Source organism: Stenotrophomonas sp. GD03930 (assembly GCF_029839665.1).
Taxonomy (GTDB): Bacteria; Pseudomonadota; Gammaproteobacteria; order Xanthomonadales; family Xanthomonadaceae; genus Stenotrophomonas; species Stenotrophomonas forensis.
Genome location: NZ_JAOCAV010000001.1, coordinates 1,757,501 through 1,771,275, shown reverse-complemented (window position 1 = coordinate 1,771,275; position 13,775 = coordinate 1,757,501). Strand labels below are relative to the sequence as shown.

Below are 13,775 nucleotides of genomic sequence, written 5' to 3'. Positions count from 1 at the left end.
CCCGAATGACGAATTCAGCACAAATATTGCCGAGCCTGCTGAACACGCTGAATCCACCGCAGCTAGGGGCTATCAGCACTTCACGAAGGGAGCTGCGGGGCACTTCCGGAACCCGGAAAAATGATTAAAATCGCCAAGTTTTCCACTGGCCGGACCGGCATGAACGCACCCTCCTCTTCCCCTGCCGCCAGCGACGCCCCGCGTCCCGGCGCGCTGCTGTCGCCGGAACTGCCGGCGTCCCCCAACCCGTTCCGCCAGGCCATCACCGATGCCTGGTTGAAGGACGAGGCCAGCCACGTCCGCGATCTTCTGGCGCAGGCCCGCCTGCCCGCCGAGGAGCAGGCCAGGGTGCAGGCGCTGGCCGCCGACCTGGTCGGCCGCGTCCGCGTGCGCGCCAAGGACCAGGGCGCGATCGAAGCCTTCATGCGCCAGTACGACCTGGGCAGCGAGGAGGGCGTGCTGCTGATGTGCGTGGCCGAAGCGCTGCTGCGCATTCCGGACCAGGACACCGCCGACAAGCTGATCCGCGACAAGCTGGCCGACGCCGACTGGGAAAAGCACCTGGGCGGCAGCGACTCGGTGCTGGTCAATGCCTCCACCTGGGGCCTGATGCTGACCGGCAAGCTGGTGCAGATGAACGACGCCACCCGCGCCGATGCGCCCAGCGCGTTCAAGCGCCTGGTCGGCCGCGTCGGTGAGCCGGTGGTGCGCCTGGCCGTGCGCCAGGCGATGAAGATCATGGGCCACCAGTTCGTCATGGGCCGCACGATCAGCGAAGCGCTGTCGCGTTCGCACAAGGGTGACAACGCAGACTACCGCTACTCCTTCGACATGCTGGGCGAAGGCGCGCTGACCATGAAGGACGCGCTGCGCTACCTGGAAGACTACCGTCGTGCGATCCACGCCATCGGCGGCGATCACAAGGCACGCGGCGGCCGTCCGGATGGTGACGTCAACAACGCCCCGGGCATCTCGATCAAGCTGTCGGCGCTGTACCCGCGCTACGAACACGCCAAGCGCGAGCGCGTGCTGAAGGACCTGGTGCCGGGCGTGCTGGAACTGGCGCAGCTGGCCAAGAGCTACGGCATCGGCTGCACCGTCGACGCCGAAGAATCCGACCGCCTGGAACTGTCGCTGGACATCATCGAACAGGTGTTCGGCGATGCCTCGCTGGCCGGCTGGGATGGCTTCGGCGTGGTCGTGCAGGCCTACCAGAAGCGCACGCCGTACACGATCGACCACCTGGCCGACATGGCGCGCCGCGCCGGTCGTCGCCTGCAGGTGCGCCTGGTCAAGGGTGCCTACTGGGATGCCGAGATCAAGCGCGCGCAGATCGAAGGCTACCCGGGCTACCCGGTGTTCACCCGCAAGCAGAACACCGACGTGTCCTACCTGGCCTGCGCCAAGCGGCTGTTCACCCATGCCGACGCGATCTACCCGATGTTCGCCACGCACAACGCGCACACCATCGCCGCGGTGCGCAGCATCGCCAACGGTGGCGTGTACGAGCACCAGAAGCTGCACGGCATGGGCGACGACCTGTACGCCGAAGTGGTACCGGCCGACCGCCTCGGCCTTCCCTGCCGCGTGTATGCGCCGGTCGGTTCGCATGAAGACCTGCTGCCATACCTGGTGCGCCGCCTGCTGGAAAACGGCGCCAACTCCAGCTTCGTCAACCGCATCACCGACGAACGCGTGCCGATCGCCGACCTGATCCGCGATCCGGTCGAGATGGTCGCCTCGTTCGCCTCGATCCCCCACCCGAAGATCCCGCTGCCGGTTGACCTGCTGCGCAGCCAGAACCACGACAGGAAGAACTCCATGGGCGCCAACCTCGCCAACGACAACGAACTGCGCGCCCTGGCCGAGCAGATCAACGCGGCCGTGAAGCCCTGGCAGGCCGCCCCGCTGGTACCGGGTGCGAACCCGGCCGGCGCCGCGCTGCCGGTGACCAACCCGGCCGACACCCGCGAAGTGGTCGGCCAGTGGCTGGCCGCCGATGCCGCCACCGTGCAGAAGGCCCTGGCCAACGCCGTGGCCGCGCAGCCGGCCTGGAACCGCACCCCGGCCGCCAGCCGCGCCGCCATCCTCGAGCACGCCGCCGACCAGCTGGAAGCGCGCATGCCGGAGTTCATGGCGCTGTGCGTGAAGGAGGCCGGCAAGAGCCTGCCCGACAGCATCGCCGAAGTGCGCGAAGCCGTGGATTTCCTGCGCTACTACGCCAAGCAGGCACGCGAGCAGTTCAGCCACGCCGAGAGGCTGCCGAGCCCGACCGGTGAATCCAACGAGCTGCAGCTGCACGGCCGTGGCGTGTTCGTCTGCATCAGCCCGTGGAACTTCCCGCTGGCGATCTTCCTGGGCCAGGTCGCTGCCGCTCTGGCCGCCGGCAACAGCGTCATCGCCAAGCCGGCCGAACAGACCAACCTGATCGGCTACTACGCAGTGAAGCTGCTGCACGACGCCGGCGTGCCGGCCGAGGTGGTGCAGTTCCTGCCGGGCGACGGTGCCACCGTCGGCGCCGCGCTGACCGCCGACCCGCGCGTGGCCGGCGTGGCCTTCACCGGCTCCACCGACACCGCGCGTGCGATCAACCGCGCGATGGCCGCCCGCGACGCCGCCATCGGCGTGCTGATTGCCGAGACCGGTGGCCAGAACGCCTTCATCGCCGACTCCTCGGCATTGCCGGAACAGCTGGTCAAGGACGCCATCGGTTCGGCCTTCACCTCCGCCGGCCAGCGTTGCTCGGCCGCGCGCGTGCTGTTCGTGCAGGACGACATCGCCGACAAGGTGATGACCATGCTGGCTGGTGCGATGAAGGAACTGAAGGTCGGCAACCCGGGCCTGCTGTCCACCGACGTCGGCCCGGTGATCGACGCCGATGCACTGAAGATCCTGCAGGACCACGCCGTGCGCATGGACCGCGAAGCACGCCTGATCGCCGCCGCCGAGCTGTCCGCAGAAGCCGCCAACGGCACCTTCTTCGCACCGCGCGCGTATGAGCTGAAGGACCTGGGCCAGCTGCACAAGGAAATCTTCGGGCCGGTGCTGCACGTGATCCGCTGGAAGGGCGACCAGCTCGACGCGGTGATCGACCAGATCAACGCCACCGGCTACGGCCTGACCCTGGGCGTGCATTCGCGCATCGACGAAACCGTTGATCGCATCAGCAACGGTGTCCACGTCGGCAACGTCTACGTCAACCGCAACCAGATCGGTGCGGTGGTCGGCGTGCAGCCGTTCGGCGGGCAGGGCCTGTCCGGCACCGGCCCGAAGGCCGGCGGCCCGCACTACCTGCTGCGCTTCGCCACCGAGAAGACGGTGACGGTGAACACCACCGCCGCGGGCGGCAACGCCTCGCTGCTGACCCTGGGCGACTGATCGCCCGGTTGATGCGGTAAACGAAAAACCCCGCGAAAGCGGGGTTTTTTGTTGCTCAACGTGCTTCGACGCGCATCAGGTTGCGCCAATGGCGCAGCGCCACCAGCGCGTTGATCCAGAAGCCGACATACAGGATCGAGGTCAAGTGCAGGCCACGGCTGTAGTACAGCGGCACCGCCACGGTGTTCACCAGCAGCCACACCCACCACGATTCCAGCTTGCGCCGCATCATCAGGATCTGCGCGATCACGCTCAGCACCAGCACCGCCGAATCGATGTACGGCGCGTAGGCGTTGGTCAGGCGGGTCAACATCCAGCCATAACCGAAGGTGGCCACCACCGCCAACGGCGCCAGCCAGGCCCACGCACGCGGGCGCAGCGCGGTGATCGGCAGCGGCGAACCATGGTCGCCACGCAGCCACTGCCACCAGCCCAGCACGCTGATGGCGATGAAGAAGAACTGCAGCACCATGTCCGCGTACAGATGCGAGCGTTCGAACACTGCTGCGAACAGTGCACAGCCGACGATGCCCAGCCACCAGGTGTGCACGTTGTTGCGGCCGGCCAGCAGGATCGAGCCGGCGACGGCGATGTTGGCAGCCAGCTCCAGCTGGAAGTTCGGGTCGGACAGGTTCATCGCCCTATTGTCATGGATCCGCGCCCTGCAGGGAGGGCACGCCATGAAAAAGGAAAGGCCCCGCTTGCGCGGGGCCCTCCATGTCCTGCTTCAGGCGAACGCCTGGATCAGAACTTGTACTGGAACGAAGCAGCCAGCACGTCGCCACGGACCTTGTACTTGCCAGCCAGCGAGTTGCCCTGATTGTTGGTGGTCGGCTGGATGTTCACGTTCGGGTCGCTGGTGAACAGGTGGGTGTAGCCGAAGTTGTATTCGGTGTTCGCCGACGGGGTCCAGCCCACGCCCAGCGACAGCCACTTGCGGCTGGTATCCGGCACGCGGACGTCACGATGAGCGTCGGTGGTCGGGGTCTGGTCCAGCGCGACACCACCGCGCAGGGTGACGGTATCGCTCAGCTTGTAGTCCGCACCCAGCGACACGAAGGTGGTATCGCGATAGCCGAAGTCCAGCACAGAGTCCTTCTGGGCCGAAGCATAGTCGATGGTGACAGAGTCGAATGCGGTCGACCAAGCGGTGCGGGTGACGTCACCCATCACGGTCCAGCGATCGTTGACCTTGTGCGTCACGCTCAGGGTCGCCGACGCCGGCAGCTTCACGGTTGCCTTGCCACTGGTGCTGACGAACTGGCCCGGCTGGGTCTGACCCAGGATGGTCGCAGTGCGGCCATTGTCATTCGGCATCAGGAAGGTGGCATCGCCGCCGGTGATCTTGTGCGTGACCTTGGAGCGGTAGCTCAGGCCGATGTGGGTGTTCTCATCGATCGAGAACAGGCCACCGACCGTCCAGCCCACGGCATTGTTGTCGCCTTCAACGGTCAGCTTGCCATCGGCGCTGCCCGGGGCGTAGCCCGGCACGCGGGCCTGGGCCAACGCAGTACCGAAGTCGATGTTGTTGCTGAGCTCGATGGTCAGGTGTTCAACGAACACCGACGCGCCGAACGAGACGTACGGGTTGACGTCATAGGATGCGGCAAAGCCAAGATCGATGGCCTTCAGGTCGGTCTTCAGGCCGCTGTAGCGCCCCACCCAACCATTGTCGTACTCGGTCTTGAAACCAAACGGAGCAGTCAGCGACACACCGAAGTGGGCCTTCTCGCCGATCGGCATGTGGAAGTACGCGGCCGGAACCGGGGCGATCATGCCAGCGTCGCCGCCGTCACCGCCGGTCTGCGCGGCGCCGGTCGGCTTGCGGCCCTGGCCCTTGAACTCGGCCTTGAAGCTGATGGCGCTCACGTCACCCTGGATCAGGGTGCCGTCCAGCTGGCGCATGCCGGCCGGGTTGACGGCGATGATGGAGGCGTCGCCCTCGGCGCTGCCGGAGCCGGCGAACGCACGGCCGAGGCCCTTGGCACTGTTTTCCTTCAACTGGAATGCGGCGGCGTTGGCATCGGCGGCGGCCAGCGCACCGGCAACGCCGACGGCCAGCAGGGTCAAACGGGCAATGGTGGAAGCGGTTTGCATCGTAGTTCTCTCTCCGGTAAGCGGTGATGGTGCTCTGAGTGCGCCTGCGCCCGGCCGGCCCTGGGGCCCTTCGGAGCGCGCCGGATTCCCCTCCCGACATACGACGCCGTATGCGAGTATTACCCAGAGCTGTTAATGAAACAATAACAGCGCCGGCGGTTTTTTCGTCTCAAAAGCTGAACAGGACCATCCCCGCCACAAGCGCCCGCACGCTAGGCTAATGCCATGTTCGTCTCCCTCCCGTCGCGCAAGAAGGCGGCCCTGCGCTGGGCCACGCCCGTGCTGTTTGCGGCATTGTGGCTGGCGTTCCTGTGGTCGATCTCGCGCCCGGACGATGCCCGCGGCAGCCTCTGGCTGGACTGGGGCGCCCTGTCCACCGGGCTGACCCACCCGCTGGACTGGTGGGCGACCCTGCAGGACGGCAGCGTGCTGCGCCTGTTCACCGCCCTGTTCCTGCACGCGGACTGGTCACACCTGCTGGGCAACCTGGTGTTCCTGCTGATCTTCGGCCTGCCCGCCGAGCGCGTGCTGGGGCCGTGGCGGTTGCTGCTGCTGTTCCTGGTCGGCGGCGCGGTGTCCAACCTGGTCGCGATCTACACCATGGGCAGCCCGGACCAGATCATCATCGGCGCCAGCGGCGCGGTCTCGGCGCTGATCGGCGCCTACCTGGCCCTGTTCCCCGGCGCCCGGCTGGGCGTGGTGATCCCACTCGGCCTGTTCCTGGAGTTCGTGCGCGCCCCGGCCTACCTGCTGATCGGCGTGTGGGCCGCACTGCAGGTGGTGTTCGCGCACATCGGCCCCAGCTTCGGCATGGTGGCCTGGTGGGCGCACATCGGCGGCTTCGTGTTCGGCCTGCTCTATGGCGTGTACGTGCGCGCGGCCATCGCGCGCCGGCTGCGCAAGCGCCACGGATTCTGACCTACCGGGTAGTGCCGGCCGCTGGCCGGCTCCACGCTCACCCGCTCGTAGATCAGTCGAGCATGGCTCGACTCTACAGAATCAAGGCTTGGCCGGGACCGGTGCGGGCTTGGCTTCCGGCGCGCTGTCCACCTTCGGTTCCGGCTTGGCTTCGGGCTTGGCCGCAGCGGCCTTCGCGGCCTTGGCCGCCTCCGCCTTGGCGGCTTCGGCCTTCAAGCGTGCCGCCACCGAACCCGGGTTCTTGAGTTCGGCCAGCGCATCGTTGATCGGGCCATCGCCCGGCAGCACGGCACCGGCGTGGTAGCCCTCGGTGCCTTCATCGTCGCCGCGCAGGTGGCCCGGCAGGGTCGCTTCGCTGTAGTCGCTGAGGCTGGCCGGCAGTGCATCCTCGGCCGGCGTGGCAGCGGGTTTCAATTCAACGTCCGGCACGATGCCGGTGGCCTGGATCGACTTGCCGCTGGGCGTGTAATAGCGCGCGGTGGTCAGCTTCACCGAATCCCCGTTGTCCAGCGGCAGCACGGTCTGCACCGAACCCTTGCCGAAGGTGCGGCTGCCGACCACGCGGGCGCGCTTGTTGTCGCGCAGCGCGCCGGCCAGCACTTCCGAGGCACTGGCCGAACCGGCATCGGCCAGCACCACCACCGGTGCGCCCTTCAGCAGGTCGCCGGGGGTCGCGTCGAACCGTGCGTCGCTGATGCTGATGCGGCCGCGGGTGCTGACGATGTTGCCCTTGTCGAGCAGATCATCGGCCACCTGCACCGCGGCGGTCAGCAGGCCGCCCGGGTTGCTGCGCAGGTCCAGCACCAGGCCCTTGAGCTGGCCACCGGACTGCTTCTGCAGCTGCTGCACGTGCTTCTGGAAGTCCGAACCGGTATCGGCCTGGAAGGTGCTCAGGCGGATGTAGCCATACCCCGGCTCCAGCAGGCGGCTGCGCACGCTGGTCACGCGGATGGTCTGGCGGGTGAGGCTGACGTCGAACGGCTTCGGCTTGCCTTCGCGCACGATGGTCAGCACCACCTTGCTGCCGGCCGGGCCGCGCAGCGGCTCGCTGGCATCGATCGCGCTGATCGGCTTGCCGTCGATGGCGATGATCAGGTCACCGGCGAGGATGCCAGCCTTGGCTGCCGGCGTGTCGTCGATCGGCGAGATCACCTTCATGCTGGCGTTGTCCGGCTGCTGCTGCAGTTCCACGCCGATGCCCTCGTAAGCGCCGTTGGCCTGCTCGTCGAAGGCCTGCGCGTCTTCCTTGTTGAAGTAGGTGCTGTGCGGATCGAGGTCGAGCAGCAGGCCACGCACCGCTGACTGCATCAGCTTCTTGTCGTCCACCGGATCCACGTAGGCGGCGCGCACCGCGTTGTACACGGCCACGAAACGGCGGATTTCCTCCAGCGGCACCTTCGAGGTCACCGCCTCCTCGCTGTTCGCTGCCTGCCCACTGGTTTCCTGGCTCGGGGCGGGCGCGGTCTGCTGCGCCCAGGACAGCGCTGGCAACAGGGCCAGCAAGAGGGTGGCGGTACGGGCTGCGCGCATGGATCACTCCTGTCGACGGTGGCATCGTGCCCAAGGCACATGCGCCGATTATGCGCGAAGCACAGCTAAATTCCCGTTGAATCCGCCCGTCACCCGACCGCGCCGGATTCAGCGCCGCTGCAGCCAGCTGTCCGGATTGACCGGCTGCCCGCCACGGCGCAGCTCGAAGTAAAGCGCGGTGACGCCCTGGCCGCCGGAATTGCCGACCTTGGCCACCGCATCGCCGCGGCTGACCCGTGCGCCGGCATCCTTCAGCAGGGTGTCGTTGTGTGCGTACAGGCTCATGTAGCCGTTGCCGTGGTCGACGATCAGGATCATGCCGTAGCCGGTCATCCAGTCGGAGAACACCACCGTGCCATCGGCCACGGCGGTGACGGTGCTGCCGGCCGGCGCGCCGATCAGCACGCCGCTGCTGGTGCGCCCGTCGGGCAGCTTGCCGCCGTAGCGGGCCAGCAGATTGCCCGACAACGGCCAGCCCAGTCCGCCCACCTTCGGTGCCGGCGCCGAGGCCACCGCGGGCGGCACCTTGGTCGGCGGTGGCGGGCGGCCTTCCGCCTTGGCCTGGCGTGCGGCCTTCTCGGCGGCGGCTTTCTCGCCAGCGGCGCGGCGCGCGGCGGCACGACGCTCGGCTTCGGCACGGGCCGCCGCAGCACGCAGATTGGCCAGCAGCGTTTCCAGCGCCTTTGCATCCTGGCCCAGCGCTTGTTCCTTTTCGCGCTGGTCCTTGAAGCGTTCGTCCAGCGAGGCCACGGTCTGCGCCCGATCACGGCGATCGGCCGCCAGGGTGGCCGCCTGCTGCTTCTGGTCACGCTGCGCGCCCTGCAGCTTCTGCTGGCGTTCGGCGATCTGCGCTTGCAGGGCTTCCAGTTCCTTCAGGTCGGCGGTCAGCGTGGTGATGCGCTGCGCGCGTTCGCGCTGCAGATAGCGGTGATAGGCCAGGGCACGGTTGGCATCGGCCACGGTGTCCTGCGACAGCAGCAGCTTCAGCGGTGCGTGGTTGCCCAGCTGATAGGCCGCGCGCAGCAGGCCGGCCAGTTCGCGGTGCTGCTGGGCCAGGTTGTTCTGCAGGCTGCTGCGGCGCTGCTCGGCTTCGGCCAGGGCACGGCTCTGCTCACGCAGTGCGGTCTCGGTCTGCGCAAGCGCGCGTCCGCTGCGGGCCACCTTCTCGTCGGCCTCGCGCAGTTGCTGTGACGCCTGGCCGCGCTGGCCTTCGATCTGACGACGCTCCTGCGCCACGCCTTTCAGTTCGGTACGCAGCTTCTGCAGCTTGCGCTCGGTCTCACGGGTGCTCTGCGCCGCGGCGGGCAGTGGCAGGGCCAGCGCGATCGCCAGCGCCAACAGCAGGCAGCGCCCGCCGCGGGCAGCGGCGATGTGATGTCGGCGTGATGGGAAGGCGTTGTCGCGCAAGGGCTTTCCAGTGACTTCAGGCAGTTGCGGGGGCTACCGGGGAATGGTGACATCTCCGCACGCGGCCTGCCAGCCGCACATCCATCGAGGTCCCCATGAAAACTCTTTCCATTCCGCTGCTGTTGGGCGTCCTGCTCGCAGCCGGCCCGGCCGGCGCCCAGGACAACATCAGCAAGGTCAACGGCAGCATCAGCGCCGAACCCGGCCAGCGCTACGGCAAGCTGGATACGGTCAACGGCGGTATCCGCGTTGGCGAAGGCGCGGAAACCAGCAGTATCGATACCGTCAACGGCGGGGTGAAAGTGGCCGACCGCGCACGCACCGGCAAGATCGAGACAGTCAACGGCGGCGTGCGCCTGGGCCGCGAAGTCATTGCGCATGGCAGCGTCAGCACGGTCAACGGCAGCATCTTCAGCGACCGTGGCAGCCAGATCGAAGGCGGCGTTGAAACCGTGAACGGTGGCATCGGCCTGGTCGAAAGCCGCGTCGGCAAGGATGTGGAGACCGTCAACGGTGACATCACCGTGGGGATCGGCTCGCAGGTCAACGGCGGTGTGCACGTCCGCAAGCCCAATTTCAGCGTCTCGCTGACTGCCAGCCGCAAGCCGCGCGTAATCATCGGCCCCAATGCCGTGGTCAATGGCCCCCTGCAGTTCGAACGCGAGGTGGTGCTGTACGTGCACCGCAGCGCCCGCATCGGGCCGGTCACCGGCGCCGAGCCGATCCCGTTCGACACCGAAACCGCCCCGGCGGACTGAGCCACCGCGCCTTTCGGTCCGGTGATCCTCGCCCAACCGGTCGTGCACAACGTACGGCCACCCTTTGTTACCCAGGAATCGACGATGCCCCGCAAACTCCTCCTGTGCCTGGCCGCCGCGGCCGCGCTCAGTGCCTGCAAAGGCGAAGATACGCCGGCCGCCACGCCAGCCACCGATACTGCGGCCGCCAAGCCCGCCGCCCATTCGTTCTCGCCGGACATCAATGCCGGCGACTTTGCCGAGATGGTCAAGACCCTGGCCTCGGATGAGTTCGAAGGCCGCGCCCCGGGCAGCAAGGGCGAAGAGCTGACGGTCAACTACATCCGCGACCAGATGCAGCGCATCGGCCTGCAGCCCGGCAACGGCGACAGCTGGTTCCAGAATGTGCCGATGACCGAAACCACGGCCGACGAATCGACCGTGCTGAAGATCACCCAGGGCGGCAAGACCACCGAGCTGAAGTTCGGCACCGACATGGTGGTCGGCACGCGTACCGGCCAGGCCGAGGTCAAGGTCGATGCCAGCGACCTGGTGTTCGTCGGCTACGGCGTCGATGCACCGGAGCAGAAGTGGAACGACTACGCCGGCCAGGACTGGAAGGGCAAGACGGTTGTCATGTTCGTCAACGACCCCGGCTTCCACGTCGATGACGAGAAGCTGTTCGACGGCAAGCGCATGACCTACTACGGCCGCTGGACCTACAAGTTCGAAGAGGCCGCACGCAAGGGCGCCGCCGCCGCGCTGATCGTGCACGACACCGCCGGCGCCTCCTATGGCTGGGATGTGGTGAAGAACTCCTGGGCCGGCCCGCAGTACGACCTGCCCGCCAAGGATGATCCGGAAGCCCGCATCCCGGTGCAGGGCTGGCTGAGCGCGGAGGCCGCCAAGGCGCTGTTCGCCGGTGCCGGCCTGGACCTGGCGCAGGCTTACAAGGACGCCAGCAAGCGCGGTTTCAAGCCGGTGCCGTTGAAGGCCACCGCAGCGGTTGATCTGAAGAGCCGGATCGCGCAGAAGCAGTCGCGCAACGTGGTGGGCGTGCTGCCGGGCAGCAAGCGTGCCGACGAGGCCGTGCTGTACATGGCGCACTGGGACCACCTGGGCAAGCACGAGGGTGAGGCCGGCGACAACATCTACAACGGTGCGGTCGACAACGCGACCGGCGTGGCCGGCATCCTCGAGGTGGCCGAAGCGATGGCCCACCAGCAGCCGAAGCCGGAGCGTTCGGTGGTGTTCCTGGCCGTGACCCTGGAAGAGTCGGGCCTGCTCGGTTCGAAGTACTACGTCGCGCACCCGACCTTCCCGCTGGACAAGATTGCCGGCGTGATCAACATCGACGCGATGTCGGTGGCGGGCCGCGCCAAGGACGTGACCGTGACCGGTTTCGGCAGCTCGGAGCTGGAAGACATCCTCAAGCCGCTGGCCGCCGCCCAGGACCGCACCCTGCACGGTGAGACCTCGGTGCAGAGTGGCTTCTACTTCCGTTCGGACCACTTCAACTTCGCCAAGGCCGGCGTGCCGGCCCTGTATGCCGATGGCGGCGAGGACCTGCGCGAGGGCGGCGTGGAGGCGGGCCGCAAGGCCGCCGCCGACTACGGTGCCAACCGCTACCATGGCCCGAAGGACGAGTTCGACGCGGCCACCTGGAAGCTGGACGGCACCGTCGAAGACCTGCAGCTGATGTACGGCGTCGGCAAGGAACTGGCCGGCGGTGATCGTTGGCCGAACTGGTACGAGGGCAACCCCTTCAAGGCGGCCCGCGACGCGATGATGAAGGACAAGGCCGCAGCCAAGTAGAGTCGAGCCTGCTCGACTGAGTATCGTTGAGGTCAAAGCGGCGCCCCACGGGGCGCCGCCTTTTTTTTGCGCTCCGCCATGGGTGGGTGCCAACCTTGGTTGGCGCCTCTTTACACGGCGGGCGCCTCATCCACGCATGGCGTGGATCTACTGGTAGTGCCGGCCGCTGGCCGGCAAACGGCGGCGGGGGCATCAACTCATCCGCCGGCCAGCGGGCACCACCACCCGCATTTTCTGCGCCCAAAGAAAAACCCCGCTGCGCAAGCAGCGGGGTTTTGGGTGTAAACCCTGGCGATGACCTACTCTCGCATGGCTTGAGCCACACTACCATCGGCGCAGCTGCGTTTCACTTCCGAGTTCGGGATGGGATCGGGTGGTTCCACAGCGCTAATTTCACCAGGGAGACGGTTGCAGCAGCGCTTGCAGCGCCAGCATCGCGATCTTGCCCGTGGGGCGGAAGGTACCCGGAAAATGCAGTGCCTTCACTTAATAAGAAAAACCCCGCTGCGTGAGCAGCGGGGTTTTGGGTGTAAACCCTGGCGATGACCTACTCTCGCATGGCTTGAGCCACACTACCATCGGCGCAGCTGCGTTTCACTTCCGAGTTCGGGATGGGATCGGGTGGTTCCACAGCGCTAATTTCACCAGGGAGGCTTTTGGAGAGTCGCACTCGTCCCTTGGGACAAGGCGCCAGCCTCGCATAGTTCTTGTGACGTAGCGTGCACTTGGATGCTCTTACGACGCTGTCGTAAAGCCAAGGCAACTTGAGGTTATATGGTCAAGCCGCACGGATCATTAGTATCAGTTAGCTCAATACATTGCTGTACTTACACACCTGACCTATCAACCACGTAGTCTACATGGTTCCTTCAGGGGGCTTGTGCCCCGGGAGATCTCATCTTGAGGCGCGCTTCCCGCTTAGATGCTTTCAGCGGTTATCGCTTCCGAACATAGCTACCCGGCAATGCCACTGGCGTGACAACCGGAACACCAGAGGTTCGTCCACTCCGGTCCTCTCGTACTAGGAGCAGCCCCTCTCAAATCTCCAACGCCCATGGCAGATAGGGACCGAACTGTCTCACGACGTTCTGAACCCAGCTCGCGTACCACTTTAAATGGCGAACAGCCATACCCTTGGGACCGACTACAGCCCCAGGATGTGATGAGCCGACATCGAGGTGCCAAACACCGCCGTCGATATGAACTCTTGGGCGGTATCAGCCTGTTATCCCCGGAGTACCTTTTATCCGTTGAGCGATGGCCCTTCCATACAGAACCACCGGATCACTAAGTCCTAGTTTCCTACCTGCTTGATCCGTCGATCTTGCAGTCAAGCACGCTTATGCCTTTGCACACAGTGCGCGATGTCCGACCGCGCTGAGCGTACCTTCGAGCTCCTCCGTTACTCTTTAGGAGGAGACCGCCCCAGTCAAACTACCCACCATACACGGTCCCCGACCCAGATAATGGGCCCAGGTTAGAACGTCAAGCACGACAGGGTGGTATTTCAAGGATGGCTCCGCTGCAGCTAGCGCCACAGTTTCATAGCCTCCCACCTATCCTACACAGACGAACTCAACGTTCAGTGTAAAGCTATAGTAAAGGTTCACGGGGTCTTTCCGTCTTGCCACGGGAACGCTGCATCTTCACAGCGATTTCAATTTCACTGAGTCTCGGGTGGAGACAGCGCCGCTGTCGTTACGCCATTCGTGCAGGTCGGAACTTACCCGACAAGGAATTTCGCTACCTTAGGACCGTTATAGTTACGGCCGCCGTTTACTGGGGCTTCGATCAAGAGCTTCGCCTTGCGGCTGACCCCATCAATTAACCTTCCAGCACCGGGCAGGCGTCACACCCTATACGTCCACTTTCGTGTTTGCAGAGTGCTGTGTT

At 66.0% G+C, this 13,775-nt stretch carries 8 protein-coding genes and 3 rRNA genes (1 of these 11 cut by a window edge); 4 read left to right on the top strand and 7 right to left on the bottom strand.

Annotation, left to right across the window (positions count from 1 at the left end):
• Nucleotides 1–159 precede the first annotated feature (159 nt).
• The gene (gene putA, locus N5C18_RS07920; RefSeq protein ID WP_164242718.1) at nucleotides 160–3,378 is read left to right on the top strand and encodes a bifunctional proline dehydrogenase/L-glutamate gamma-semialdehyde dehydrogenase PutA; all 3,219 of its coding nucleotides are present in this window, start codon (nucleotides 160–162) and stop codon (nucleotides 3,376–3,378) included.
• 55 nt (nucleotides 3,379–3,433) lie between these two features.
• Here putA and pnuC read toward each other — a convergent pair whose 3' ends face one another.
• Nucleotides 3,434–4,015, bottom strand: coding sequence for a nicotinamide riboside transporter PnuC (gene pnuC, locus N5C18_RS07915; protein WP_164242719.1), 582 nt, complete (start codon nucleotides 4,013–4,015; stop codon nucleotides 3,434–3,436).
• A gap of 107 nt (nucleotides 4,016–4,122) precedes the next feature.
• On the bottom strand, nucleotides 4,123–5,475 hold the full coding sequence (locus N5C18_RS07910; protein WP_053510551.1) for an outer membrane protein transport protein: 1,353 nt from the start codon (nucleotides 5,473–5,475) through the stop codon (nucleotides 4,123–4,125).
• 225 nt (nucleotides 5,476–5,700) lie between these two features.
• On the opposite strand from N5C18_RS07910, the gene N5C18_RS07905 reads away from it, so the two are divergent.
• Entirely contained in the window at nucleotides 5,701–6,393 is a 693-nt protein-coding gene (locus N5C18_RS07905) for a rhomboid family intramembrane serine protease (RefSeq protein ID WP_004153881.1), read from the top strand.
• An 81-nt stretch (nucleotides 6,394–6,474) separates the two neighbouring features.
• On the opposite strand, the gene N5C18_RS07900 is transcribed toward N5C18_RS07905, so the two are convergent.
• Together N5C18_RS07900 and N5C18_RS07895 are read right to left on the bottom strand one after the other, a co-directional pair.
• On the bottom strand, nucleotides 6,475–7,923 hold the full coding sequence (locus N5C18_RS07900) for a S41 family peptidase (protein ID WP_053512091.1): 1,449 nt from the start codon (nucleotides 7,921–7,923) through the stop codon (nucleotides 6,475–6,477).
• A gap of 108 nt (nucleotides 7,924–8,031) precedes the next feature.
• Nucleotides 8,032–9,330, bottom strand: a complete 1,299-nt coding sequence (locus N5C18_RS07895) for a peptidoglycan DD-metalloendopeptidase family protein (RefSeq protein ID WP_279944191.1) — start codon at nucleotides 9,328–9,330, stop codon at nucleotides 8,032–8,034.
• A 95-nt stretch (nucleotides 9,331–9,425) separates the two neighbouring features.
• Between N5C18_RS07895 and N5C18_RS07890 the strand changes: the two genes are divergently transcribed.
• Nucleotides 9,426–10,088: a hypothetical protein gene (locus N5C18_RS07890; RefSeq protein ID WP_053448574.1), complete on the top strand. Its 663-nt coding sequence runs from the start codon at nucleotides 9,426–9,428 to the stop codon at nucleotides 10,086–10,088.
• 84 nt (nucleotides 10,089–10,172) lie between these two features.
• Nucleotides 10,173–11,882, top strand: a complete 1,710-nt coding sequence (locus N5C18_RS07885; RefSeq protein ID WP_279944190.1) for a M28 family metallopeptidase — start codon at nucleotides 10,173–10,175, stop codon at nucleotides 11,880–11,882.
• A gap of 286 nt (nucleotides 11,883–12,168) precedes the next feature.
• On the opposite strand, the gene rrf (N5C18_RS07880) is transcribed toward N5C18_RS07885, so the two are convergent.
• The 3 genes from rrf (N5C18_RS07880) to N5C18_RS07870 form a co-directional block, all read right to left on the bottom strand.
• Nucleotides 12,169–12,283, bottom strand: a 5S ribosomal RNA gene (gene rrf / locus N5C18_RS07880).
• Between the two features lie 133 nt (nucleotides 12,284–12,416).
• Nucleotides 12,417–12,531, bottom strand: a 5S ribosomal RNA gene (gene rrf / locus N5C18_RS07875).
• 125 nt (nucleotides 12,532–12,656) lie between these two features.
• Nucleotides 12,657–13,775: ribosomal RNA gene (locus N5C18_RS07870) — 23S ribosomal RNA — on the bottom strand; it runs 1,761 nt beyond the window's last position.

What these genes read in the sequence shown, in the direction of transcription:
- putA (WP_164242718.1), top strand. Translation starts at nt 160, where the DNA reads ATGAACGCACCCTCCTCTTCCCCTGCCGCCAGCGACGCCCCGCGTCCC.
- pnuC (WP_164242719.1), bottom strand. Translation starts at nt 4,015, where the DNA reads ATGAACCTGTCCGACCCGAACTTCCAGCTGGAGCTGGCTGCCAACATC.
- N5C18_RS07910 (WP_053510551.1), bottom strand. Translation starts at nt 5,475, where the DNA reads ATGCAAACCGCTTCCACCATTGCCCGTTTGACCCTGCTGGCCGTCGGC.
- N5C18_RS07905 (WP_004153881.1), top strand. Translation starts at nt 5,701, where the DNA reads ATGTTCGTCTCCCTCCCGTCGCGCAAGAAGGCGGCCCTGCGCTGGGCC.
- N5C18_RS07900 (WP_053512091.1), bottom strand. Translation starts at nt 7,923, where the DNA reads ATGCGCGCAGCCCGTACCGCCACCCTCTTGCTGGCCCTGTTGCCAGCG.
- N5C18_RS07890 (WP_053448574.1), top strand. Translation starts at nt 9,426, where the DNA reads ATGAAAACTCTTTCCATTCCGCTGCTGTTGGGCGTCCTGCTCGCAGCC.
- N5C18_RS07885 (WP_279944190.1), top strand. Translation starts at nt 10,173, where the DNA reads ATGCCCCGCAAACTCCTCCTGTGCCTGGCCGCCGCGGCCGCGCTCAGT.